Consider the following 22,989-nt stretch of genomic DNA (forward strand, 5'->3'; position numbering starts at 1 on the left):
GCCCCATCTCCCTCTACGTCTGCCGGTGGTTATCCCGGCTGGGACCGTCCCGTCTGGACGACCCCGTTATCGGATCGTCCGGTTATTCGGCGGCTTCCGCCAGCGCATCAACCGAAACGTATTTGCGGCCGAGCTTGCCCGAGTGGAATCGCACAACGCCATCTTCGAGCGCGAAGAGGGTGTGGTCACGCCCCATCCCGACATTGCTGCCCGGATAGAACTTGGTGCCGCGCTGGCGCACGATAATGTTGCCCGCAACCACGCCCTGGCTGCCGAACTTCTTCACGCCAAGACGACGACCGGCCGAATCACGACCGTTACGCGACGAACCGCCTGCTTTCTTATGTGCCATGGTCCGTGCTCCTTACTTCTTGTCAGCTGCCTTGGGGGCAGCCTTCTTTGCCGGGGCCTTCTTGGCAGCCGGCTTCTTCTCGGCGTCAGCCTTGGGCGCGTCGGCCTTGGTGGCAGCCTTCTTGGCCGGAGCCTTGGCTTCCTTGGCCGGTGCTTCTTCCTTCGCCTCGGCGGCCTTCTTCGGCGCAGCCTTCTTGGCTTCACCGATGTCGGTGATGCGCAGCAGGGTCAGCTGCTGGCGGTGGCCGTTCTTGCGGCGATAATTGTGGCGGCGACGCTTCTTGAAGACGATCACCTTCTCGCTCTTCGCCTGGGCAATCACCTCGGCCGAAACGACGACCTTGCTGGCGTCGGCAATCGAATCGCCTTCGCCGGCCAGGAGGACGTCACCCAGCGTGATGGTCTCGCCGGCTTCACCCGCCAGCTTTTCGACCGCGATCTTGTCTCCGGCGGCAACTCGGTACTGCTTGCCACCCGTGCGCACTACTGCGAACATCGGTTCAACTTCCATTCGTGTTGCTGTGCCGCTCTCTCATGACAACGGCGCGACCGGCTGCCCGCCATGGCGGGGCCGGAAAGAAGCGTGCCGTTAAGGGAACCTCTGCGGAAAGTCAACGCGCATCGGGGGCTTTTTATGGCTTCCCGCCCACTCGCCGGGCCAAGGGGTGTGGCACCAGCCGCTGTCCGTGATATGGGCACGCCATGGCTCATACAATGCCCCTGCGTCTTGCCTCCCTGCTTTTGCCGCTGCCGATCGCAGCCTGCGCGGCGCCGGATGGGGGCTACCCTTCGCTCCAGATCCGCGCTGCCGAGCGATTCGATCCCGCTGCGGGGCAAGCCGAACCGCTCCCTCCCGCACCGATTCCGCCGGAGCTGCTCGCCCAAGTCGCGCGCCTGAAAGCGGAAGCTGCAGCAGCCGACGCCGCGTTCCAGCGCCTCTTGCCAGCGGCGACCGCAGCTGCGCAGGCTGCCCGCGGCGCGGCGGTGGCGAGCGATCGCTGGGCCGACGCGCAAGTGGCGATCGCCGGTCTCGACATGCAGCGCAGCGAAACCGCCAGCGCGCTGGCCGATCTCGAAATTCTCTATGCCGCCAGGGCGCTGGCCCTGGAAACGCGCGACGAGATCGACGACGCGCGACAAGCCGTGGCGAGCATTGTCGCGGGGCAGGACGCAACGCTTGTCCGGCTCAAGGGGATCATCGAATGACAGCGCTCGCCTGTGCCCAATGTGCCGTCCGTGACAGCGCCGCCTGCTCGGTCCTGACCGAGGAGGAGCGCGCCGCGCTTGCCCGTGCCGGCCGGTCGGTGGTGCTCAGGAAGGGCGAGATGCTGTTCGCCGCCGGCGATGAAAGCCACGCCTGCGCCACGCTTGTTACCGGTGCACTCAAGGTCACATCGCTCGACCGCGACGGCGAGGAGCGCATCCTCGCCCTGATCCACCCCGCCGGTTTCGTCGGCGAGATGTTCCAGCCCTTCGCCCAGCACGATGTCGTCGCCCTGACCGATTGCCAGCTGTGCGTCTTTGCCCGCAGCGAGATGGAGCAGGCGCTCGACAAGCACCCCGCCCTCTCGCGCGCGCTGCTACGCCGCTCGCAGGACGATCTCCATGCCGCGCGCGAATTGCTGGAACTGACGGGCAAGCAGGATGCGGCGACGCGGATTGCCGGGCTGATCATGTCGCTGGCCCGGGCGGCGAGCGATTCGCCGTGCCACCCGGCGCGCGATTTCGACCTGCCGCTGTCGCGCGGGGAAATGGCGCAGATGCTGGGCTTGACCATCGAGACCGTCAGCCGCCGCATGACGCAGTTCGAGAAGAGCGGCATGATTGCCAAAAAAGGTGCGCGCGGGATCGAACTGGTCGATCCCGCGCGGCTTGCTTCCCTGGTGGGAGTGGGCCTCTAAACCAGGGCAGCAATTACAACACAGGCGAGCCCCCACAGAACGATCAGCACCGGCAGGACCAGCACCTGGGCCAGCGCTTCACCGGCGGGCAGGTGCCCGGTCAGCGTCATGATCCCGCGGCTCTTGAACTGACCCCAGGTCAGCGCCTTGTTGGTGCCTTCCGGCGATTCTTTCACGAACAGCACCGGAATGCCGTAGAAGCCGGCCAGGAAAACGCCGCAGATCGCCATCGGAATGCCGAGCGCGGGATTGCCGAAGCCGACCGCCATGGTAGCGAGGAAGGTGACGAAGCAGCCCAGGCTGGCGGCATAGACCCCGGCAGGCAGTTCGAAGGTGTGATTGGAAAATGCCCGCGGCGCAGCGGAGCCGCTCGCCACCGGGTGGGCTTTGTGGACAATCGCCTTTTCGGCAACCAGTTCGTGATTGAGCATCTGGGACATGAGGCCACTCCTTGTTTGTGAGAGCCTTGTGCCCGCCGCGATGGCTAGCAGCCTTGATGCAGATCAAACCCGGGAAATTATTCGTCCCAGCGGGCGCGGTCGGCGTAGTCATCGGCGCGCGGCTCGATCCAGCGCCAACCATCGGCACGCTTTTCGCGCTTCCAGAACCAACTCGCGCTCTTGAGATGGTCCATGCAGAAATCGACCGCGTCGATCGCGTCGCGGCGGTGCTTGGCGGCAGCCGAGACGCAGACGATCGGCTCGCCCGGCATCAGCATGCCGATCCGGTGGACCATCAGCAGGCCCATCAGGTCGAACCGGCCGAAAGCGCGGTCGGCCAAGTCGTGCATTCCGGGCAAGGTCAGCGGTTCGTAGTGCTGCAGTTCCAGCGCTTGAGTGCCACCGTCGCCGCGCACTTCGCCGACGAAAGTGCAGACGCCGCCAAGGCCGGGATTGGCCCGGGTGAATGGCCCGATCAGCGTGCCGGGAATAAACATGGTTTCAAGCAGGCGGATATCACGCATCGCCCTACCCCCCGCTAACGGGCGGCAGCAGCGCGACTTCGTCGCCATCCTGCGCGGCGAGTGTGGTCTTGTCGGCCAACACGCGCCCGGCACAGGCGACGTTGACGCGGTCCTGCTGCAACTGCTCGGCAACTTCAGGTCCGACCGCAAGGAGCAGCCCGGCCCAGTCGAGCGGTGCCGGAACCGCGCGCTCGCCCTCCCCCGCGAGGTCGCGCAAGGGGCCTAGGAAGATGATTGTCACTGGCATAGGCCAAAGTCCACTCCGTCATTGCGAACGCAGCGAAGCAATCCATGGACAGTACCCTGGATTGCCGCGTCGCCCGCGGATCCTCGCAATGACGTGATCAAGGACCTAGCCCCCCGTCATCGACATATGCCGCGCAACGGCGGGAGCTTCGCCCTCACCAATCCGGAAATGGTGCCGTTCCGGCTTGATCCGAAGCGCGGTATCGAACGCGGCCGACAAATTCGCTTCGGGATGGTCCGAGCGCAGCGCCGCGCGCAGATCGACCTGCTCCCCGCCGCCGAGGCAGGGATAGAGCTGGCCCGTCGCGGTGACGCGTATACGGTTGCATCCGGCGCAGAAATTGTTGGTCAGCGGGGTGATGAAGCCGAGCCTGCCGCCGGTCTCCCTCACTTCGACGTAGCGCGACGGGCCGCCGGTGCGGTGGTCGCTCTCGGTCAGCGTCCAGCGTGCTTCCAGCGCCTCGCGCACGGCCACCAGCGGCAGGAACTGGCCGGTGCGGTCCTCGTCGATCGCCCCCAGCGGCATGGTCTCGATCAGGGTCACATCGTGCCCCTCGCCATGCGCCCATTCGATCAGCGCGGGGATTTCATGTTCGTTGACGCCCTTCATGGCGACAGTGTTGAGCTTGATCTTGAGCCCTGCCGCCTTGGCCGCCGCGATCCCGCCCAGAACGCTCGCCAGCGCATCGCGGCGCGACAGGCGGATGAAGGTTTCGCGGTCCAGCGTATCGAGCGAGATGTTGATCCGCCGCACGCCTGCATCGGCAATTTGCTGGGCGTGTTGCGCCAACTGCGTGCCGTTGGTGGTGAGGGTCAGCTCGTCGAGTCCGCTCCCGACATGTCGGCCCAGAGCCCGGATCAGGTCCACGACATCGCGCCGCACCAGCGGCTCGCCCCCGGTCAGGCGGATCTTGCTGATCCCGCGCGCCATGAAGCCAAGCGAGAGATCGCGCAGTTCCTCGAGGCTGAGCACATCCTTGCGCGGCAGGAACTCCATCCGCTCGGGCATGCAATAGGTACAGCGCAAATCGCAGCGGTCGGTAACCGACAGGCGCAGGTAGGAAATGCGCCGCCCGAAGCTGTCGATGAGGCCTGTGTCGCTCATGTCCCTAGCCTAGCGCATCCCCGGCGCCGGTGCCATCCAGCGCGAGATACTGTCCGGTTAAGCCGGGCGCCCTGGCGAGATATTCGAGCGTCGCCGCAGCATCGTTACCGCCCACGACATTGACCCGCCTGGGCGCATGCGCCCGCGCCAGATCCCGCGCGACAGCACGGCGCCAGTCGGCATGGTCATAGGGGGCGGGCGGCATCACGATGACGAGGCTCTCTGCCCCGTCAAGCAAGCCGGCAAGCTGTGGCAGATAGTCGGCATGGAACCGCGCCGCCGCCTCCAGCGCATTGCCCGGCAGCGCGCAGCAATCGAGCACGACTTGCGCCATTCAGCGCCGCTCGCGCCGAAGGGTGATGCCGATCTGCTCCTTGCCCGTGGCGATCGCCAGCTTCACGATCTTGACCGTGACGGCAAGCACCTTCGCATCCTGCACGAACAGCGTTTCGCAGATGTGCTCGGCCACCGACTCGATCAGCTTGAAATGCACCCCCTCGGGCAGCGCCTCGGTCGCTGCGAACTTCAGGTCCATGTAGTTCTTGCTCTCGGAGAGCGGTGTGTCAGGATCGTAACGGTCGGCGACCTTGTATTCGACCGCAATCGAAATCCGCAGCGGCTGCGGCCGCCCGGTCTCCTCGGAATAGATCCCGGTCAGGACGTCGTGTTCGATATCGACGAATTGCAGGGTCAACGAATCGGCCATGGCGCCCTCTAGCGCGGATTCGACCAGCGCGCGAAGATCGCGGTAGGCAACAAACGCCCGCTGCCCTGCTCCTGCACCGCCAGGTCGCCATATTCGACCTTGCCGGGAAGCCCGGCGAAAATCTCGTCGAGCAGCCCGGCGAGCGACAGGCTGCTCATCCGCACGGCATAGACGGTGAGGAACAGGAAGCGGCTGTCGCCATCGAGCAGCGCGCGGCAATCGTGCACCAGCGGGGCGAGCCCCTCCTCGATGCGCCAGATCTCGTTCCCCGGCCCGCGTCCGAACTTGGGCGGGTCGAGGATGATGCCGTCATAGCGCTTGCCGCGGCGGACCTCGCGCGCAGCGAACTTTGCGGCATCATCGACCAGCCAGCGGATCGGGCGGTCGGCCATCCCGGCAAGCTCGGCATTCTCGCGCGCCTGTGCGACCGATTTCTTGCTCGCATCGACATGGGTCACGGGGCCGCAAGCGCTCAGCGCCTGCGACCCAACACCCGTGTAGCCGAACAAGTTAAGCGTCTGCGCCTCGGCCTTCCCCTCCAGTTGCGCGCGCATCCAGTCCCACACCGGGGCCATGTCCGGGAAGAAGCCAAGATGCCGGAACGGCGTGCAGCTGGCGGTGAAGCGGGCGTCACGCCACTCCAGCGGCCAACCGTCGGGCACTTCGCCCGACAGGTGCCAGCGCCCGCCGCCGTCCTCGTCCGCGCCGGGGATGAACTCGCCGTCGGCCTGCCAATCGGCGCTCTGCGGGGTCCACATCGCTTGCGGTTCGGGGCGGATGAAGCGGTAGGGGCCGAAGCGCTCGAGCTTGCGCCCGTCACCGCTGTCGAGGAGGGCGTAGTCGTCCCACCCCTCGCCCACCATCAGCTGCGGTTCGCGGACCAGCCCGGCCATCAGTCGCCCTGGGCCGCGTGCTCGAGGATGAAGCGGGTTAGCTCGTCGTAATCGCCCGAGAGATCGGTGCAGCGTTCCGCGCGTGCGAACAGGTCGCCGACGCGGGTCGGCAGCGGAGGCCGAATGCCGGTCGCCCGCTCCACCGCATCGCGGAACTTGGCCGGATGCGCCGTCGCCAGCGTCACCACCGGCACATCGGCAGGCAGGTCCACCGCATAGGCGGCGTAGAGCCCGATGGCAGTGTGCGGGTCGATCACTTGGTGCGAATTCTCGAAGGCGCGGCGCATGGAGTGCGCCATCGCGTCCTGGTCCACCCGCACGCTGGTGAACAGCTCGGCCGCGCCATCCCGCTGGGCGTTGGTCAGTCGCATGGCCTTGGTCGCTTCGAACCCGCGCATCTGCTCGGCCATGGCGGCACCGTCACGTCCACCGACATCGAACAATAGCCGCTCGAAATTGGAGCTGACCTGGATATCCATGCTCGGCGCCGCAGTAGGCGTGACCGTGCCCGCCGAATAATCGCCTTCGCTCAGCGCCCGGTGGAGGATGTCGTTGACGTTGGTGGCGACGATCAGCTTCGCCACCGGCAGGCCCATCTTCGCCGCGACATAGCCGGCGAAGACATCGCCGAAATTGCCGGTCGGCACGCTGAAGGCAATGGCGCGGTCGGGTGCACCCAATTGCACTGCGGTTGTGAAGTAATAGACCACCTGCGCCATCAACCGCGCCCAGTTGATCGAATTGACCGCGCCGAGCCGCAGCTTGCCGGCAATGGCCGGGTCGGTGAACATGCGCTTCACCGCCGCCTGCCCGTCGTCGAAGCTGCCCGAGATGGCGATATTGTGGACATTGGGCGAGAGCACCGTGGTCATCTGGCGGCGCTGGACGTCGCTGATCCTGCCCTTGGGGTGCAGCATGAAGATTTCCACGCCCTCGCGCCCCGCCACCGCGTCGATTGCCGCGCTGCCGGTGTCGCCGCTGGTCGCGCCCACCAGCGTCAACTGCTCGCCGCGCCGGGCGAGGAAGGTCTCGAACAGCTGGCCGAGCATCTGCAGCGCAACGTCCTTGAACGCCAGCGTGGGGCCGTGGAACAGCTCCATCAGCCAGCGCCGCTCGTCCACCTGCACCAGCGGCACAACAGCCGCGTGTGAAAAGCGGCCATAGGCACGCGCGGTCAGTTCGCGCAGTTCCTCAGGCGACAGGCAATCGCCGACAAAGGGCGTCATCACCCGCGCCGCGACCTCGGCATAGGGCAGCCCGCAAAAGGCGCGGATCTCGTCGGCGCAGAGCGTGGGCCACTCTTCCGGCACATAAAGCCCGCCATCGCTGGCGAGCCCCGTCAGCGTGACCTCCTCGAAGGAGAGCGTGGGCGCAGAGCCGCGGGTCGAGATATAGCGCATCGTGGCGCGCGGGTTAGCGGCGCGGGTGGACGGGGGCAAGCAAGACAGCTTTGGCGCGGCTAAACCCCCTCCTCTTTCGAGGAGGGGCAGCGAGACTTAGCGAGCCAACGGCGAGCCTAGTCGCAGCGGGGTGGTGCCCGACGCCGAGCGCGACGCTATGCGTCGCGCCACCACCCCCAACCCCCTCCTCTGAAGAGGAGGGGGCTATTCCCCACGCTGTTTGCGCTTCAATGCCAGGACATAGATGACCAGCGCCGTGGCCGCGAAGATGAACCACTGCACGGCATAAGCCAGGTGGTTGTTGGGCAGGTCGGTGGGATCGGGCTTGGCCAAAGCCGCGAGACCCGCTTGTGGCGGATCAGCGATCAACCGCGGACCGGGTGCAATGACGCCCGTGACCTCGCCGCCGTCCCAAACCGGGAGCTTGACGTCGCGGCTGAAACCGAGGTCCACGACCAGCGGCATGCCAAAAGCACCCTCGCTGCATTGCGCACGCACGGTCAAACCCTTTTCCCCCTTCGCCGACGTTCCTGCGACGGTGCTGAGTTCGAGTACCCGCCCGCAAGTCAAACGACTGCGGCGAAACCAGTTGTGGTCGGATTTGTCCTCGGTCGGGAAGGCGACCTCATCTGAGCTGTTGGCAGCCGCCTGATAGCGACCGATCAGCGCCTCCTTTTCCTCCAGCCTCCCGAGCTGCCAGAAGCCCAGCGCGATCATCGTCGCGACGGCGGCCAGCACCACTATGGTGGGAATCAGGGGAAACCTCGGCATAATTACAAATCCTCGAGACCCGCCTCGCGGGCGCGGTTCCGGTATTCGCTGGCGAGCAGTGCGGCCTTGGCCAGCCGCAATCCGCCGAGCGTGAGCCCGATGGTCAGCGGCAACCACAGCGCCACATGCAGCCACCATGGCGGATCGGCGCTGACTTGCAGCCAGACCGCCAGCCCTGTCACCAGCGCGCCAATCAGCAGGATCAGAAACGCCGCCGGGCCATCACCGACGTTAAACTGGTCGAAATCCAGCCCGCAGGCAGGACAGCGCGGGGCCAGCTTGATCCAGCCGGCAAACAGCGTGCGCTCGCCGCACTGCGGGCACAAACCGAAAAGGGCGGCCTCGCTGAGTGCGGGCCGCCCCTTCGTGTTCTCCGGCGAACCCGGCTCCATCAATGAACCGGTGCGCCCCAGCCGCCCCAGATGTAGACGGCGACGAACAGGAACAGCCACACCACGTCGACGAAGTGCCAGTACCACGCAGCCGCTTCGAAGCCGAAGTGCTGGCGCGGGGTGAAGTGGCCCTTGTAGGTGCGGACGAGGCAGACGATCAGGAAGATCGTGCCGACCAGCACGTGGAAGCCGTGGAAGCCGGTCGCCATGTAGAAGGCCGAGCTGTAGGTGTTGCCACCGAAGGCGAACGGCGCGACGGCATACTCATAGGCCTGGATGCAGCTGAACAGCACGCCCAAAGCAATCGTGGCCCACAAACCCTTCTTCAGGCCGTCGCGGTCGCCATGGATCAGCGCATGGTGCGCCCAGGTGACCGTCGTGCCCGAGCACAGCAGGATCAGCGTGTTGAGCAGCGGCAGGCTGAACGGATCGAGCACCTCGATGCCCTGCGCCGGGAAGGTTGCGAGCGCAGCGGAACCGTCCTGGCCGATGAGGTTTTCCCACAGGTTGTCGCTTACTTCACGGATCGGTGCCGGGAACAGCGCGAAATCGAAGAAGGCCCAGAACCAGCCGACAAAGAACATCACTTCCGAGGCGATGAACAGGATCATGCCGTAGCGCATGTGGAGCTGCACCACCGGGGTATGATCGCCCCGCTGCGCTTCCTTCACGACATTCGACCACCACGAAAAAAACGTAGCGATCAGGCCGGCGATGCCGAGGCCAAGGACAATCTGCCAAGGCATGTCCCAATCGGCGCGGTGCATGAACATGACCATGCCGGTGGTGAAGATCAGCGCCGACAGCGAGCCGATCAGCGGCCAGATGTCGGGTTCGAGAATGTGATAATCGTGGTTCTTGGCACCAGCCATGATCATTACCCTGTAACGCGTGTTTCGTGCTGCCCTTAATGCCCCCGTGGCAGCGGGTCTAGGGGGCTTGAGCCGCTATTCGCCGCTCTCGATCTTCTTGTGAAAGGTGTAGCTGAGGGTGATCTGTTCGACCCCCTTCATGTTCGGATCCTCCAGCGCCGCCGGATCGACGAAATAGAGCACCGGCATGCGCACTTCCTCGCCCGGCTGCAGCGTCTGCTCGCTGAAGCAGAAACACTGGATCTTGTTGAAATAGACCCCGGCCTGCTCCGGCTCGACATTGAAACTGGCGACACCGGTAACGGGCACGTCGGAATTGTTCTTCGCCGTGTAGAATGCAAGCGCGCGCTGGCCGATCTTGACGGTTTCCGTGGTCTTCTCCGGCGCGAATGTCCACGGCAGGTTGCGGTCAATGGACCCGTCGAAGCGGATGGAGATCGGCGGAGCATTCGCGGCGGCAAGCGCGGCGGCCTCGGCCTCGGCTTCGGTCGCGACCTGGGTCGTCCCGCCGAAACCCGTCACCCGGCAGAACAGGTCGTAGAGCGGCACCGCCGCATAGCCGAGCCCGAGCATGAACAGCGCGCCGAGGATGGCATAGAGCCCGACCCGGGCGTTCCTGCGGTCAACATCTAGAGGGGCGCTTGCCATGGCTCAATCCCCCATCCGGACGATGGTGATGGCATAGAACAGCACGACGAAGAACAGCAACACCGCACCCACAACAAGGTTGCGGCTCTTCTGGCGGCGGCGATATTCGGCTTCTTCTTCGGGGGTCATAGCCATATTCAGACACTCATCAGGGGGGTGAGGAATCGGTCGGCAACCAGCGCCGCGAACAGCGCGAAGAGGTAGAACACACTGAAACCGAACAGGCGCTTTTCCGGCAGCATCTTGTCGCCTTCGACCGCCCGGCGGGTGGCGACCGGGACGGAGAACAGCGCAAAGGCGATGGTCAACGCCGCCGCCGCAATACCATAGATCGCACCCGTTCCGCCAATCCACCACGGGGCGACCGCGACCGGCACCAGCAGGATCGAATAGGCAAGAATCTGCCAGCGGGTGCTCGCTTCACCCTTCACCACCGGCATCATCGGGATGCCGACATTGGCGTAATCGGTCTTCACGAACAGCGCGAGCGCCCAGAAATGCGGCGGCGTCCACATGAAGATGATGGCGAACAGCAGCACCGGCATCAGCGTGATGTCGCCCGTGACCGCAACCCAGCCGATCATCGGCGGGAAAGCCCCGGCCCCGCCGCCAATGACGATGTTCTGCGGCGTGCGCGGCTTGAGCCAGATGGTGTAGATCACGGCGTAATAGAAGATCGCCACCGCCAGGATGATCGCCGCGAGCCAATGGATGGCGATCCCCATGATCCCGACCGACGCGAATGACAGCAGCAGGCCGAAATCGCGCGCGTCGTTGGCCCGCATCCGGCCCTGTGGCAGGGGCCGCTTGCTGGTCCGCTTCATTCCTGCATCGAGATCGGCTTCCCACCACTGGTTGAGCGCAGCCGAGCCGCCCGCGCCCATCGCAATGCACAGGATGGCGGTGAAGCCCAGAATGGGATGGATGCTGCCCGGCGCTGCGAGCAACCCGCAGATGCCGGTGAAGATTACCAGCGTCATCACCCGCGGTTTGGTCAGCGCATAGAAATCGCGCCAATCGGCGGGGAACACAACCTGTTGGGCGGCAACGCTCATGGTGTCAGTCTTGGTCTTTCTTGGCGAGAGGGGCGCACCATCGCTGGTACGCCCCCCGCTTTGTCTGTTTCCAGCAGGCCGGCAATCCGGCCCCGGGCAGGCCTAGGCCTTCACAGGCAGCTGGTTGTGGTAATCGTGGTGGTCCTCGATCACCGGCAGGGTTTCGTACTGGTGGAACGGCGGCGGGCTCGACAGGCTCCATTCCAGCGTCGTCGCACCCGGACCCCAGTAGTTCGCTTCCGCCTTGCGCCCGGCCATGAAGGCGTAGGCCAGGTTGGCGAAGAACACGAGCATCGAAGCGGCCATGATGATGTAGCCATACGACGAGATCTGGTTCCAGTACGCGAACGCCTCGGCATAGTCGGGATAACGGCGCGGCATCCCGTTCATCCCCAGGAAGTGCTGCGGGAAGAAGATTACGTTCACCCCGATGAAGAACATCCAGAAGTGGACGTGGCTGAGGAACTCGCTGTGCCAGCGGCCGCTCATCTTCGGGAACCAGTAGTAGAACCCGGCGAACATCGAGAACACCGCGCCCATCGACAGCACGTAGTGGAAATGCGCCACCACGTAATAGGTATCATGCAAATTGTCGTCGATACCGCCGTTGGCGAGCACGACGCCGGTCACGCCGCCCACAGTGAAGAGGAAGATGAAGCCCATCGCCCACACCATCGGGCTCTTGAACTCGATCGACCCGCCCCACATCGTGGCGATCCAGCTGAAGATTTTCACACCGGTCGGCACGGCGATGACCATGGTCGCAGCGGTGAAGTACATCTTCGTGTTCACGTCGAGGCCGACGGTATACATGTGGTGCGCCCACACGATGAAGCCGACGACACCGATCGCGACCATGGCGTAGGCCATGCCGAGGTAACCGAACACCGGCTTGCGGCTGAAGGTCGCAACGATCTGGCTGATCATGCCGAAGCCCGGCAGGATCATGATGTAGACTTCCGGGTGGCCGAAGAACCAGAACAGGTGCTGGTAGAGGACCGGGTCGCCACCGCCCGCAGGGGTGAAGAAGGTCGTACCGAAATTACGGTCGGTGATCAGCATGGTGATCGCAGCGGCCAGCACCGGCAGCGCCAGCAGCAGCAGGAATGCGGTAACCAGGATCGACCACACGAACAGCGGCATCTTGTGCAGGGTCATCCCCGGTGCACGCATGTTGAAGATGGTGGTGATGAAGTTCGTCGCCCCGAGGATCGAGCCGGCGCCTGCAAGGTGCAGCGAGAAGATCGCGAAGTCGACCGCGGGACCGACCGATCCGGTCGTCGACAGCGGAGCGTAGACAGTCCAGCCCACGCCCGCCCCCATGCCGGTGCCGCCCGGCACGAACATCGAGAACAGCAGCGAGCAGAAACCCGCCACGGTCAACCAGAACGAGATGTTGTTCATGCGCGGGAAGGCCATGTCCGGCGCGCCGATCATCAGCGGCACGAACCAGTTGCCGAAGCCGCCGATCATCGCCGGCATGACCATGAAGAACACCATGATCAGGCCGTGCGCCGTGATCAGCACATTCCACATGTGGGCCTGCTGGTCGAAGGACGAACCGTCGCCGCCCAGCATGTTGACGATGTCACCGAGGTACTGCAGCCCCGGCGCCGCCAGTTCGGCGCGCATGGCGCCCGAAATGACCCCGCCGATGATCCCCGCGATGATCGCGAAGATCAGGTACAGCGTGCCGATGTCCTTGTGGTTGGTGGACATGAACCAGCGGGCGAAGAAGCCCGGCTTGTGATCGGCGTCATGGGCGTGACCGTCGTGGTGAACGTCGAAGCCTTCAGCGGTGGTAGCCATGTTCTCTGGTCTCTACTTTCGCGAAAATATCTGTTTATTCGGCGGGCGTGGCAGCTGCGGCCGGTGCGGCGGCGGCCGGTGCAGCAGGCTCGGCAGCTGCGGGGGCGGCTGCCGGCGCGTCTTCAGGGAACGAACCGCCCTGCGAGCGGACCCAGGCCTTCCACTGTTCCAGAGGCACCGCCTCGACAGCGATCGGCATGTAGCCGTGACGCGCACCGCACAGTTCCGAGCACTGGCCGTAATAGATGCCGGGCTCGTCGATCTGGAGCATCTTCTCGTTGATGCGACCGGGAACGGCGTCGAGCTTGAACCACAGCGACGGCACAGCGAACGAGTGGATCACGTCGGCAGCCGTGGTCTGCAGGCGGATCGGGACGCCGACCGGCACGACCATGCGGTTGTCGACCGCCAGCTGGTGCGGCTCGCCGCTGGCCTTGGCCTGCTCCTCGGTCAGCATGTTGGAGACAAACTCGCCCACGCCCTGGTCGGGATAGGTATAGCCCCAGTACCACTGGTAGCCGGTCAACTTGACGGTCACGGCATCGGCGGGCGGGCTTTCATACTGGCGCGCCAGCAGCGTGATCGAGGGAACAGCGATGACCAGCAGGATGATGATCGGGATCACCGTCCACACCACTTCGATCAGCGTGTTGTGGGTGGTCTTCGAAGGCTCCGGATTGGCGCCCCTGCGGAAGCGCGCGATCACGAACAGCAGCAGGCCGAGCACGAACAGGCTGATAACGGTAATGACCGGCAGCAGGATCGCGTCGTGCATCCACAACGCATATTCACCGAGCTCGTTGTGCTGCTCCTGGAAGGTCATGCTGGCCAGAGCATCGTCCTCGAACGCGGTCGGCTGCCCCTTGATCATGTCCGGCCCAAGCGGGGTGTAGCCCGAAGCATCGGCAGGGGCGGGAGCGTCGACCGGGGCCGCTTCAGTCGCCGCAGCGGGCGCTTCGGCTGCAGGGGCTTCGACAACCGGCGCAGCGGCAGGCGCGGCGATCGCCGCCTGCACGCCGAACGCGAGGACGAGCGCGGCGAACAGCAGCGCGATGGAACGGGCATTTTCACGGAGCCAGGTGGCAGACATCATCTTGTCGACGCTTCCCTATTGCAGTCTTTTGCCACCACTACGGCAGCCGGATTCAGCCCCCGAGGGGCCCATTTGCGGCGCGCTATACGCGCGCTTGCCGCAGGTCACAAGCGCCCCTAGGGAGAAAAATGCACAAGCTTGGTTGACCTCGACGCAACCATGCATAACTCGCCTCGGGCCAACAGGGAAATACCGCTTTTCAGCCATGACCGACGAAGAAGTCCTGTCCGAATTCCGCAATAGCGAAGCCTTGCTGGAGGGTCATTTCAAGCTCTCCTCGGGCCGCCACAGCGGTTATTACCTGCAATGCGCCCGCGTCCTGATGAACGCCGAGCGCGCCGGGCGACTCGCGCTGGCTCTGGCACAGAAGCTGCCGCGCGAACTGCGCGGCCAGATCGACGTGGTGGTCTCGCCCGCAATGGGCGGGCTCATCATCGGCCATGAGATGGGCCGCGCACTGGGCAGGGACGCGATGTTCCTCGAGCGGCCCGATGGCGTGTTCCAGCTGCGCCGCGGCTTCCGCCTTGAACCGGGGGCCAGGGTACTGATGGTTGAAGACGTCGTGACCACCGGCCTTTCCAGCCGTGAAGCGATCGAGGCGGTCAAGGCCGAGGGCGGCGACGTGCTGGCCGAAGTGGCGCTGGTCGATCGTTCGGCGGGCGAGGCGGACCTGGGTGTGCCGTTCTACCCGCTCGTGGCGATCAACTTCCCGACCTATGCCGAGAACGAGATCCCTGCCGAACTCGCAGCGATCCCTGTGACCAAGCCCGGCAGCCGCTCCAAGTGACGGCCCCCCTGCGCCTCGGCGTCAATATCGATCACGTCGCCACCATCCGCAACGCGCGCGGCGGCGACCATCCCGATCCTGTCCGCGCGGCAGAGATCGTCGCGGCGGTCGGCGGCGACGGCATCACCGCCCATTTGCGCGAGGACCGGCGGCATATCCGCGACGAAGACCTCGCCCGCATCCAGGCGGCGACCAACCTGCCGCTCAATTTGGAAATGGCCGCGACCGAGGAAATGCTGGCGATCGCCCTGCGCCACAAACCCCACGCCGCCTGTATCGTCCCCGAGAAGCGCGAGGAGCGCACCACCGAAGGCGGGCTCGACGCGGCGGGGCTGCACAACACGCTGGTGCCGATCGTCGACCGGCTCAAGGATGCGGGCATCCGTGTCAGCCTGTTCATCGAGGCGAGCGAGCGCCAGCTCGACGCCGCGCTGCGGCTCGGCGCTCCGGTGGTCGAATTCCACACCGGCGAATATGCCCATGCGCATCTCGACAGCGACCGCGAACGGGTGGCGAGCGAGCTCAAGCGCATCGCCGACATGGCCGCGCTCGCCGCCAAGAACGGCATCGAGCCGCACGCCGGGCACGGGCTGACCTACGAGAATGTCCAGCCCATCGCCGCCATCCCCCAGATCGCCGAGCTCAACATCGGTCACTATCTGATCGGCGAAGCGGTGTTCGTCGGGCTCGAGAACGCCGTGCGCAGGATGCGCGAGCTGATGGATGAAGCGCGGTGAAACGTTCGCTGGCGACACGATACCCAACCCCGTCACCCCGGCCCCCGAGCCGGGGTCCCGCTTTCTTGACTGTCGCGGGACGGAAAAGCGTCACCCCGGATCACGTCCGGGGTGACGGTCTGGGGGAACCGTCATGATCATCGGTCTCGGCTCCGACCTTTGCAATATCGAGCGGATCGCCAATTCGCTCGAGCGGTTCGGCGAGCGGTTCGAGAGCCGTGTGTTTACCGAGATCGAGATCGCCAAGGCCCGGCGGCGGCCGTTCACCATTGCCGGGACCTATGCCAAGCGGTTTGCCGCCAAGGAGGCCTTCAGCAAGGCTGTCGGCACCGGTTTCCGGCGCGGCGTGTTCATGAAGGATATCGGCGTGGTCAACGCCCGCTCGGGCGCACCGACGCTGGCGCTGACCGGCGGGGCGGCGTTAAGGCTTGCGGAACTGACGCCGGATGGCCATGAGGCCACCATTCATCTTACCCTCACCGACGATCATCCATGGGCGCAAGCCTTCGTGATCATCGAGGCGCACCGGATATGACCCCCAATCCACCCGAATCCCTGCAGGCCAGCGTGACCGACAACCAGACCCCCGAAAAAGCAGCCGTGAAGACCGACGAGAAGATCAACTGGATCGCCGAACTGCGCGGCCTCGCGCTGATGCTGCTGGCGGTGCTCGCTTTCCACAGCTTCATCGCCAAGCCGTTCTACATCCCCTCGCAGTCGATGATGCCCAACCTGCTGGTGGGCGACCGGCTGGTGGTGAGCAAGTATCCCTACGGCTACAACTGGTCCTCGGTCAGCTTCCACCTGCTGCCGCGCGGCGACTGGCGCATCTTCGGCAGCACGCCCGAATATGGCGATATCGTCATCCCGGTGCATCCCGAACGCAGCGAGGACTATATCAAGCGCGTCGTAGGCTTGCCGGGCGACACGATCGAAGTGCGCGGCGGCCAGATCGTCCTCAATGGCAAGCCGGTGCCGCAGGAAATGGCCCCGTCGCTCGACATTCCGATCGATCTCAACAACCCCTGTGATGAAGCCGATTTCCTGCAGGTGATCGGGCCGGACGGGCAGAAGATCTGCCGGGTCCCGGCCTACCGCGAGACGCTGCCCAACGGCGCGACCTATCTGATCATCGATTCCTCGCCCGACCAGATGCTCGACAACTATGGGCCTTACAAGATCCCGGCCGATGCGGTCTTCGTGATGGGCGACAACCGCGACCATTCGGCCGACAGCCGCGCCCCGGTGACCCCCATCGGCGGTGGGCTGGGCGATGCGGTGCCGCTGGCCAATATCGGCGGGCGGGCCGAATTCATCACCTTCTCGCTCGACGGCACAGCCAACTGGAACCCGTTCAGCTGGTGGGGCGCGCTGCGCGAAGGTCGCGCCTGGAACTCGCTGCGCCCGGCCAAGACCGACAAGCCACTTGCCCGGCCGGAACCGGCGCCCGCCCCCGCAGTTGCAACTGAATGAGCGAACGGGACGCGCCGCCTCCTCCAGCACATGACGAGGACCCCGATCTCGGGGCCAGCCCGTCCTATATCGACAGCCCCGTCCTGCGGCTGGAAGCCTACAAGGCGATGATCTGGGTCGGCGTCGTCGGTATTGCGGTCCTCGCAGTCTATATCTCGCAGTCGCTGCTGGTGATTTTCGGCGGGCTGGTGTTCGCAGCGATGATCGATGGCGGTTCGCGGTTGATCGGTCGCTACCTTCCCCTGCCCCGCACCGTACGTATCCTGATGGTGTTGCTGGCCACAGTCATGTTCTTCGTCTGGCTGACCGGGTTCGCGGGCGACCAGATCGCCCGCCAGGCCGCCGAACTGCCGACGATCGTGCAGGGCCAGGCGGAAATCCTGTTCAACTGGGCCCGCGCTAACGGACTGGGCATCGAGGTCGCCGGCCTGCAGTCGATCCTCGGCCAGGTGCTGAGCGGCGTCGGTACGCTGACGCGCGTGCTCTCGGGCATCGCCGGATGGGCGACCTCGATTTTGCTGATCACCATCATCGGCCTCTATGTCGCGCTGGAGCCCAATCTTTACGAACGGGGCGTCGAGTGGATGGCCCCACGCCACCAGCGCAAGAATCTGCGCATTACCCTTACCCGCATGGCATCGACCCTGCGCCGGCTGATGGCCGGGCGGCTGGTAGGCATGCTGTTCGAGGGGGTTTTCACCTATCTCCTGCTGACGGTGGGCGGGCAACTGATCGGGGTGGGCGTCGTGCCGATGGCGGCGCTGCTGTCGATCCTGACCGGACTGCTCGCCTTCGTGCCCAACATCGGGGCCATCATATCCGGCGTGCTGATGATCACGGTCGGTTTCTCGGGCGGCACGGAGATGGGTCTCTACACCGTATTCGTCTATTTGTTCGTCCAGAATTTCGACGGCTATGTCGTGGTGCCGATGATCGCCAAGAAGACGGTCGACCTTGCCCCGGCGCTGGTGCTTGGGGCGCAGCTGATCATGGGGCTGCTGTTCGGGATCCTCGGCCTGTTCCTGGCCGACCCGTTGCTGGCGATGATCAAGGTTGCGCTGGAACGACGTTCCGAACGCAATGCCGAACTCCAAGAAGCCGCCGCGCAGCGCAAGCTGGCCAAACTGATGCAAGGGAATTGAACCAACAATGGCGCGCAAGTTCCTCTATGTGATCGCTTTTTTCGCAGTTATCGTGATTGCGGGCGGTTTCGCCCTGAGCATCTGGGGCCGCCAGCTGACATCCCTCGCGCTGGTGCCGAGCGCCGAGTTCGTCGAGCAGGACCCGCTCGCCGCCAATGCCTACCAGGATCCCAAGATGTGGATCTCGCGCCCGGGCATGGGGACCAAGGACCCGGCCCGCTGGCAACCCGCGATGCAGAGCGACCGTGGACTGGTGCCGACCCCGGCAGAACCGAAACCCGAACCGTTTGCCGTATTCTTCGTCCATCCGACCAGCTACATGAACCGCGCCAGCTGGAATGCCCCGCTGGAGGACAGCGAGGCCAATAATCGTGCCCGCCTGTTCGTGCGCGGCCTTGCCAGCCCGTTCAACCAGGCGAGCGAGATCTGGGCCCCGCGCTATCGCCAGGCGACCGTCGGCGCGTTCCTGACCGACGCGCCCGAAGCGCAGCGAGCGCTCGATGCCGCCTATGAGGATGTCGCACAGGCATTCGCCTTCTTCCTCGACAGTGTCGGCGATGACGTGCCGATCGTGCTGGCCGGGCACAGCCAGGGGTCGCTGCACCTGCTGCGGCTTCTTCGCGAGCGGGTTGCCGGGCAGCCGGTCGAGCAGCGGGTCGCCGTGGTCTATGCGATCGGCTGGCCGATCTCGCTCGAGCATGATCTGCAGGAGCTGCCTTTCCCCGCCTGCGCCACGGCTGATCAGGCCGGTTGCATCATGAGCTGGTCGACCTACGCCGAACCGGCCGACCCGAGTGCGCTCTTCGAAACCTATGCCAAGTCCGTCGGTTTCGACGGCAAGCCGCGCGGGCAGAGCAAGATTCTCTGCACCAATCCGCTGACCGGCGGCATCGGCGGTGAGGCGCTGATCGAGCGCAATCTGGGTACGCTGGTACCCGAGGCCGACCTTGACGGCGGCGCGCTCGTTCCCGGCGCGGTGCCTGCCCGCTGCGACCGGCGCGGGCTGCTGCTGATCGGCGAGCCGCCGGAAATGGGCTCCTACGTGCTGCCGGGCAACAATTACCATGTGTACGACATCCCGCTGTTCTGGCGGAACCTGCAAGCGGACGTCGCCCGCCGGGTCGAGGCATGGCAGAAGCCAGCCTGATCACCGAGAGCGCGCTGGAGTTCGGCGACGCGCTACCCGAAGGCGGCGCATTGCTGGCGCTTGACCTCGGCACCAAGACCATCGGCACCGCCACGGCCGATGCCGGATGGCGCTTTGCCACGGCGGGCAAGACCATCCCGCGCGGGCGTTTCGGCAAGGACCGGGCCAAGCTGGAAGAGATCGTCCGCGAACGGGCGATCCGGGGCCTTGTCCTCGGATTGCCGCGCAATATGGACGGCAGCGAGGGGCCGCGCGCGCAGGCCAGCCGCGCCTATGCCCGCAACCTCGCCGGCGCCTTCGCCCTGCCCGTGCTGCTGTGGGACGAGCGCTGGTCGACCCAGAGCGCCGAGGCGGCGATGATCGGGCAGGACATGAGCCGCGCCAAGCGCGCGGAGCGGATCGACAGCCATGCCGCCGCAGTGTTCCTGCAAGGCGCGATCGACGCGCTGGCGGGTGGCGGCCTCAGCACTGCCTTGTAACTCCGCGCAAGTTTGGCCAAGGCCGAACCATGAGTTTCGTCTTCGATCCCGCGCGCGCTGCCAAATTCGTGCTCGGCCACGGCCATTCCGGTTGGCTGGGGCTGCAGTTTCGCGGTCATGGCGATGACTGGGCCGAGCTGGAGCTGCCGTGGCGAGAGGATCTGATCGGCGAGAGCGACCGTCCCGTTCTCGCCTCAGGCCCGATCATCAGCCTGCTCGACATGGCCAGCGGGCTTGCCATCTGGACCCGGATTAAGAACTTCCAGGCCGTCGCCACGCTGGACCTCAGGGTCGACTACCAGCGCCCGGCGCGCGAGCGGCACAATGTCATCGGCCGCGTCGAATGCTATCGCCTGACAAGGTCCGCAGCCTTCGTACGCGGCGTGGCGCATGATGGCGATCCGGACGATCCGGTGGCGCATATGGCCGGCGTGTTCATGTCGATCCCGGGGGTCTCGCGCGATGGCAAGTGAGGCGCTGCAACTAACCCCCTATGCCCGTTCGCTCGGCATCGCCGTTGACGGGATGGAGGACGGCGCGCCCGTCTTGCGCGCCGGCGGCGAGGAATTCACCGAGGGGCGTCCAGGCGTCTATCACGGCGGGGCCATCAGCGGGCTGCTGGAGACCGCCGGCTATGCCGCGCTGCGGCTGGCGCTGGACGAGGCGGGGCGCACGGCGCGGCTCAAGCCGATCAACATCACCGTCCAGTTTCTCGCCCCCGCCAAGGCCGCGCGGCTCTATGCCAAGGCGCGCATCCTCAAGCTGGGCCGCCGCAATGCCAATATCGAGGTCGAGTGCTGGCAGGACGACCGCGACCGGCCCCGGGCCACAGCGGTGATGAACGTGCTGCTGGCGGAGCCAGAGGCCTAGCGCTGCGGCTCCGGCTCCGGCTCTTCCTCGCGGCGACCGGGCTGCACATTGACGCCTTCCGGCCCGATCCGCACATCGATCGGCACGCCCCCGATGTCGGTGTCCACCCTCACGCCATCTTCCTCGATCCGCAGACCTTCGGGCAGTTCGAATTCCTCCGGCGGCGGTATATCGAGCGGCTCCACCGGGCCAGACGGGTCAGCCTTGGGCCGCGTAGCCGCAGGCGCCTTGCCGGTCGCCTGGAGCATGAAGTCCCGCCACATCCGCGCAGGCATGCCGCCGCCGTAAATGCCGTTCAGCGGGGTGTTGTCGTCATTGCCGATCCACACGCCCACCACCAGATCGCCCGCCCAACCGACGAACAGCGCATCGCGGTTGTCCTGGCTGGTGCCGGTCTTGCCGAAGTTGGCAATCGGCAGCATTGCCGCACGCCCGGTCCCGGCATTGACCGCGCGGCGGAGCATTTGCGCCATGTCCTCGCTGACCCGGCCGGGGTAGCTTTCCGGCCCGTTCCACATCCAGTCCCACCAGCCCTGTTGCGCCACCGGCAGCGGCGTCGGCTTGACCGGGAAGGCATTTCCCGCAATCCCGGCATAGGCGGAAGTCAGTTCGAGCAGCGTCATGCTGGCCGTGCCCAGCGCTACGCTGGGATCTCCGGGGGTGAGCGTGCTGGTGATGCCGAGTTCACGCGCGGTGGCGATCACCGCTTCGTCCCCGACGGACTGGTAGAGCCGCACCGCCGCGACATTGCTGGAACGGGCAAAAGCCTCCTCCAGCGTCAGCGTATCGGAGTAGCGGCCGGCGGCGTTCTTGGGCCGATAGCCACCTTCCGTGATCTCGCTGTTGTCGATCGGATCGCTCGGCTCGGCCCCGGCCTTGAGTGCGGCGAGATAGACGAAGGTCTTGAAGGTCGAACCCGGCTGGCGCTGTGCCTGGGTCGCGCGGTTGAACGGGCTCTTGCGATAATCCTTGCCACCGACCATCGCCACGACCTCGCCGTTGGGCCGCATCGCCACCAGCGCCGCCTGCGCTCCGCCCAACCCTGCACGCTGCACGATCCGCGTCGCGATCCCCTGCAGCCGCGCGTCGAGCGTGGTGGTGATCGTCTGCGCTTCGTAGCTGCGTTCCGACCCCTGCCGCAGGATCGGCAGCGCCCAGTCGGCGAAATAGGTGCCCGTCGGCAGCTCGTTCCTGGTCCGCACATCGAGCCTGGGCGATGGCAGGTCCGCCTCCTGCTCGGTCAGGTAACCCGCCGCAACCATGGAACCGAGCACCAGCCGCATCCGCTTTTCCGCGCGTTCGTAATGCTTTGTCGGTCGAAGTGCAGACGGTGCCTGAACCAGGCCTGCCAGCATCGCCGCCTGTGCGGTCGTCAGCTTCTCCGGCTGGCGGTAGAAATAATGCAGGCTCGCCGCGCGCAGGCCGTACACATTGTCACCGAAATAGGTGTTGGACAGATAGCGTTCGAGGATCTGGTCCTTGCTCAGCCAGGCCTCGAGCCAGAAGGCGATCAGCATCTCGCGCGCCTTGCGCGTCAGGCTGCGTTCCGGCGTCAGGAATGTGAACTTGGCGAGTTGCTGGGTAATCGTGCTGCCGCCGCCGACCCCGGTCCAGGCGGCACGCGCGATGCCGCGCGGATCGACGCCCCAGTGGCTGTAGAAGCGCCGGTCCTCGATCGAGATGAACGCCTCGACCACATGCGGCGGCAGCTTGGCCACCTCGACCGGGGCATCGGTAATGGCCCCGTTGCGGGCAATCGGCGTGCCGTCGGCGGCGAGGATCGTCAGTTGCGGCGGCACCACGGGTTCGAGCGATTTGCTCAGCGGCGTGGTGACCGCGAGGAAGCCGACCGTCAGGAAGAACAGCAGTAGCATGGCCGAGACCGCGCGGACCGCCCACCAGCGCTTGCGCCGCCCGAGCCAGAAGGCCCGCTGCCACCACTTCTGCCGCTTGCGCTCTTCCAGCGCGACCGCATCTTCGATGCGGCTGATGCGGTCTTCCCACTCCTCCTCGTCGGGAAGCACCGCGCCTGCAGGCTCGCCTTGCGCGAAATAGCCCGCATAGGCACCCTCCGGCTTCCCCGAAGCGCCCCGCATTCGTGCTAGACTGTCAAACCACCGGAATCCCATCGCGCGGCTGTGTTATCCA

The 22,989-nt window shown here is 65.5% G+C and carries 30 protein-coding genes; 11 read left to right on the top strand and 19 right to left on the bottom strand.

From position 1 onward, the window contains the following. Positions 1 to 82: 82 nt before the first annotated feature. Both rpmA and rplU read right to left on the bottom strand, forming a co-directional pair. Positions 83 to 352, bottom strand: a complete 270-nt coding sequence (gene rpmA / locus LY632_RS11380; protein ID WP_234091248.1) for a 50S ribosomal protein L27 — start codon at positions 350 to 352, stop codon at positions 83 to 85. A 12-nt stretch (positions 353 to 364) separates the two neighbouring features. Next, a complete protein-coding gene (rplU, locus tag LY632_RS11385; protein ID WP_234091249.1) occupies positions 365 to 847 on the bottom strand; it encodes a 50S ribosomal protein L21 in 483 nt (160 codons plus the stop codon). A gap of 206 nt (positions 848 to 1,053) precedes the next feature. Between rplU and LY632_RS11390 the strand changes: the two genes are divergently transcribed. After that, complete coding sequence (locus LY632_RS11390) at positions 1,054 to 1,557, top strand: hypothetical protein (RefSeq protein ID WP_234091250.1); 504 nt, start codon at positions 1,054 to 1,056, stop codon at positions 1,555 to 1,557. Next, on the top strand, positions 1,554 to 2,252 hold the full coding sequence (locus tag LY632_RS11395; RefSeq protein ID WP_234091251.1) for a Crp/Fnr family transcriptional regulator: 699 nt from the start codon (positions 1,554 to 1,556) through the stop codon (positions 2,250 to 2,252). The genes LY632_RS11390 and LY632_RS11395 overlap by 4 nt, the downstream gene beginning before the upstream one ends. On the opposite strand, the gene LY632_RS11400 is transcribed toward LY632_RS11395, so the two are convergent. The 16 genes from LY632_RS11400 to coxB all read right to left on the bottom strand — a co-directional run bounded on the left by LY632_RS11400 (position 2,249) and on the right by coxB (position 14,206). Then, positions 2,249 to 2,692: a hypothetical protein gene (locus LY632_RS11400; RefSeq protein WP_234091252.1), complete on the bottom strand. Its 444-nt coding sequence runs from the start codon at positions 2,690 to 2,692 to the stop codon at positions 2,249 to 2,251. The two genes, LY632_RS11395 and LY632_RS11400, sit on opposite strands and share 4 nt — an antisense overlap. A 77-nt stretch (positions 2,693 to 2,769) precedes the next feature. Next, on the bottom strand, positions 2,770 to 3,216 hold the full coding sequence (locus tag LY632_RS11405) for a molybdenum cofactor biosynthesis protein MoaE (RefSeq protein WP_234091253.1): 447 nt from the start codon (positions 3,214 to 3,216) through the stop codon (positions 2,770 to 2,772). Between the two features lie 4 nt (positions 3,217 to 3,220). Further along, complete coding sequence (locus LY632_RS11410) at positions 3,221 to 3,463, bottom strand: MoaD/ThiS family protein (RefSeq protein WP_234091254.1); 243 nt, start codon at positions 3,461 to 3,463, stop codon at positions 3,221 to 3,223. 105 nt (positions 3,464 to 3,568) lie between these two features. Then, positions 3,569 to 4,567: a GTP 3',8-cyclase MoaA gene (gene moaA, locus LY632_RS11415; RefSeq protein ID WP_234091255.1), complete on the bottom strand. Its 999-nt coding sequence runs from the start codon at positions 4,565 to 4,567 to the stop codon at positions 3,569 to 3,571. A gap of 4 nt (positions 4,568 to 4,571) precedes the next feature. After that, positions 4,572 to 4,901 carry a Rossmann fold domain-containing protein gene (locus tag LY632_RS11420; protein WP_234091256.1) on the bottom strand — a complete coding sequence of 110 codons (330 nt, stop codon included), beginning with the start codon at positions 4,899 to 4,901 and terminating at the stop codon, positions 4,572 to 4,574. Then, positions 4,902 to 5,273: a dihydroneopterin aldolase gene (locus tag LY632_RS11425; protein ID WP_234091257.1), complete on the bottom strand. Its 372-nt coding sequence runs from the start codon at positions 5,271 to 5,273 to the stop codon at positions 4,902 to 4,904. 8 nt (positions 5,274 to 5,281) lie between these two features. Then, entirely contained in the window at positions 5,282 to 6,166 is an 885-nt protein-coding gene (locus LY632_RS11430) for a class I SAM-dependent methyltransferase (protein WP_234091258.1), read from the bottom strand. Further along, on the bottom strand, positions 6,166 to 7,566 hold the full coding sequence (thrC, locus tag LY632_RS11435) for a threonine synthase (RefSeq protein ID WP_234093228.1): 1,401 nt from the start codon (positions 7,564 to 7,566) through the stop codon (positions 6,166 to 6,168). Before thrC ends, LY632_RS11430 begins: the two co-directional genes overlap by 1 nt. Positions 7,567 to 7,770: 204 nt before the next feature. Next, the gene (locus tag LY632_RS11440) at positions 7,771 to 8,337 is read right to left on the bottom strand and encodes an SURF1 family protein (protein ID WP_234091259.1); all 567 of its coding nucleotides are present in this window, start codon (positions 8,335 to 8,337) and stop codon (positions 7,771 to 7,773) included. A gap of 2 nt (positions 8,338 to 8,339) precedes the next feature. Then, complete coding sequence (locus tag LY632_RS11445) at positions 8,340 to 8,729, bottom strand: DUF983 domain-containing protein (RefSeq protein WP_234091260.1); 390 nt, start codon at positions 8,727 to 8,729, stop codon at positions 8,340 to 8,342. Next, positions 8,729 to 9,601: a cytochrome c oxidase subunit 3 gene (locus tag LY632_RS11450; RefSeq protein ID WP_234091261.1), complete on the bottom strand. Its 873-nt coding sequence runs from the start codon at positions 9,599 to 9,601 to the stop codon at positions 8,729 to 8,731. The genes LY632_RS11445 and LY632_RS11450 overlap by 1 nt, the downstream gene beginning before the upstream one ends. 75 nt (positions 9,602 to 9,676) lie before the next feature. Next, complete coding sequence (locus LY632_RS11455; RefSeq protein WP_234091262.1) at positions 9,677 to 10,249, bottom strand: cytochrome c oxidase assembly protein; 573 nt, start codon at positions 10,247 to 10,249, stop codon at positions 9,677 to 9,679. A gap of 3 nt (positions 10,250 to 10,252) precedes the next feature. After that, positions 10,253 to 10,384, bottom strand: coding sequence for a hypothetical protein (locus tag LY632_RS14325; protein ID WP_255695726.1), 132 nt, complete (start codon positions 10,382 to 10,384; stop codon positions 10,253 to 10,255). Between the two features lie 2 nt (positions 10,385 to 10,386). Continuing rightward, positions 10,387 to 11,304: a heme o synthase gene (locus LY632_RS11460; protein ID WP_234091263.1), complete on the bottom strand. Its 918-nt coding sequence runs from the start codon at positions 11,302 to 11,304 to the stop codon at positions 10,387 to 10,389. Between the two features lie 102 nt (positions 11,305 to 11,406). Beyond that, positions 11,407 to 13,113, bottom strand: coding sequence for a cytochrome c oxidase subunit I (ctaD, locus tag LY632_RS11465; RefSeq protein ID WP_234091264.1), 1,707 nt, complete (start codon positions 13,111 to 13,113; stop codon positions 11,407 to 11,409). A 34-nt stretch (positions 13,114 to 13,147) separates the two neighbouring features. Then, positions 13,148 to 14,206 carry a cytochrome c oxidase subunit II gene (gene coxB, locus LY632_RS11470; protein WP_234091265.1) on the bottom strand — a complete coding sequence of 353 codons (1,059 nt, stop codon included), beginning with the start codon at positions 14,204 to 14,206 and terminating at the stop codon, positions 13,148 to 13,150. Positions 14,207 to 14,411: 205 nt separating this feature from the next. Here coxB and pyrE point away from each other — a divergent pair, with 205 nt between their 5' ends. From pyrE to LY632_RS11515, 9 genes are all read left to right on the top strand, one after another. Continuing rightward, on the top strand, positions 14,412 to 14,993 hold the full coding sequence (gene pyrE / locus LY632_RS11475) for an orotate phosphoribosyltransferase (protein ID WP_234091266.1): 582 nt from the start codon (positions 14,412 to 14,414) through the stop codon (positions 14,991 to 14,993). Beyond that, the gene (locus tag LY632_RS11480) at positions 14,990 to 15,730 is read left to right on the top strand and encodes a pyridoxine 5'-phosphate synthase (protein ID WP_234091267.1); all 741 of its coding nucleotides are present in this window, start codon (positions 14,990 to 14,992) and stop codon (positions 15,728 to 15,730) included. The genes pyrE and LY632_RS11480 overlap by 4 nt, the downstream gene beginning before the upstream one ends. Positions 15,731 to 15,863: 133 nt before the next feature. Continuing rightward, positions 15,864 to 16,265: a holo-ACP synthase gene (gene acpS / locus LY632_RS11485; RefSeq protein WP_234091268.1), complete on the top strand. Its 402-nt coding sequence runs from the start codon at positions 15,864 to 15,866 to the stop codon at positions 16,263 to 16,265. Continuing rightward, the gene (gene lepB / locus LY632_RS11490; RefSeq protein WP_234091269.1) at positions 16,262 to 17,203 is read left to right on the top strand and encodes a signal peptidase I; all 942 of its coding nucleotides are present in this window, start codon (positions 16,262 to 16,264) and stop codon (positions 17,201 to 17,203) included. The genes acpS and lepB overlap by 4 nt, the downstream gene beginning before the upstream one ends. Further along, positions 17,200 to 18,345: an AI-2E family transporter gene (locus tag LY632_RS11495; protein ID WP_234091270.1), complete on the top strand. Its 1,146-nt coding sequence runs from the start codon at positions 17,200 to 17,202 to the stop codon at positions 18,343 to 18,345. The genes lepB and LY632_RS11495 overlap by 4 nt, the downstream gene beginning before the upstream one ends. A 7-nt stretch (positions 18,346 to 18,352) precedes the next feature. Continuing rightward, positions 18,353 to 19,492: a DUF3089 domain-containing protein gene (locus LY632_RS11500; RefSeq protein ID WP_234091271.1), complete on the top strand. Its 1,140-nt coding sequence runs from the start codon at positions 18,353 to 18,355 to the stop codon at positions 19,490 to 19,492. Beyond that, a complete protein-coding gene (gene ruvX / locus LY632_RS11505) occupies positions 19,474 to 19,971 on the top strand; it encodes a Holliday junction resolvase RuvX (RefSeq protein WP_234091272.1) in 498 nt (165 codons plus the stop codon). The genes LY632_RS11500 and ruvX overlap by 19 nt, the downstream gene beginning before the upstream one ends. A 29-nt stretch (positions 19,972 to 20,000) precedes the next feature. Beyond that, positions 20,001 to 20,444: a PaaI family thioesterase gene (locus tag LY632_RS11510; RefSeq protein ID WP_234091273.1), complete on the top strand. Its 444-nt coding sequence runs from the start codon at positions 20,001 to 20,003 to the stop codon at positions 20,442 to 20,444. Then, complete coding sequence (locus tag LY632_RS11515) at positions 20,434 to 20,841, top strand: PaaI family thioesterase (protein WP_234091274.1); 408 nt, start codon at positions 20,434 to 20,436, stop codon at positions 20,839 to 20,841. The genes LY632_RS11510 and LY632_RS11515 overlap by 11 nt, the downstream gene beginning before the upstream one ends. Here the strand turns inward: LY632_RS11515 and LY632_RS11520 are convergent. Further along, complete coding sequence (locus LY632_RS11520) at positions 20,838 to 22,937, bottom strand: transglycosylase domain-containing protein (RefSeq protein WP_234091275.1); 2,100 nt, start codon at positions 22,935 to 22,937, stop codon at positions 20,838 to 20,840. The genes LY632_RS11515 and LY632_RS11520 overlap by 4 nt on opposite strands. Positions 22,938 to 22,989 lie beyond the last annotated feature (52 nt).

The sequence above is a fragment of the Erythrobacter sp. SDW2 genome, from assembly GCF_021431965.1.
GTDB lineage: Bacteria > Pseudomonadota > Alphaproteobacteria > Sphingomonadales > Sphingomonadaceae > Parerythrobacter.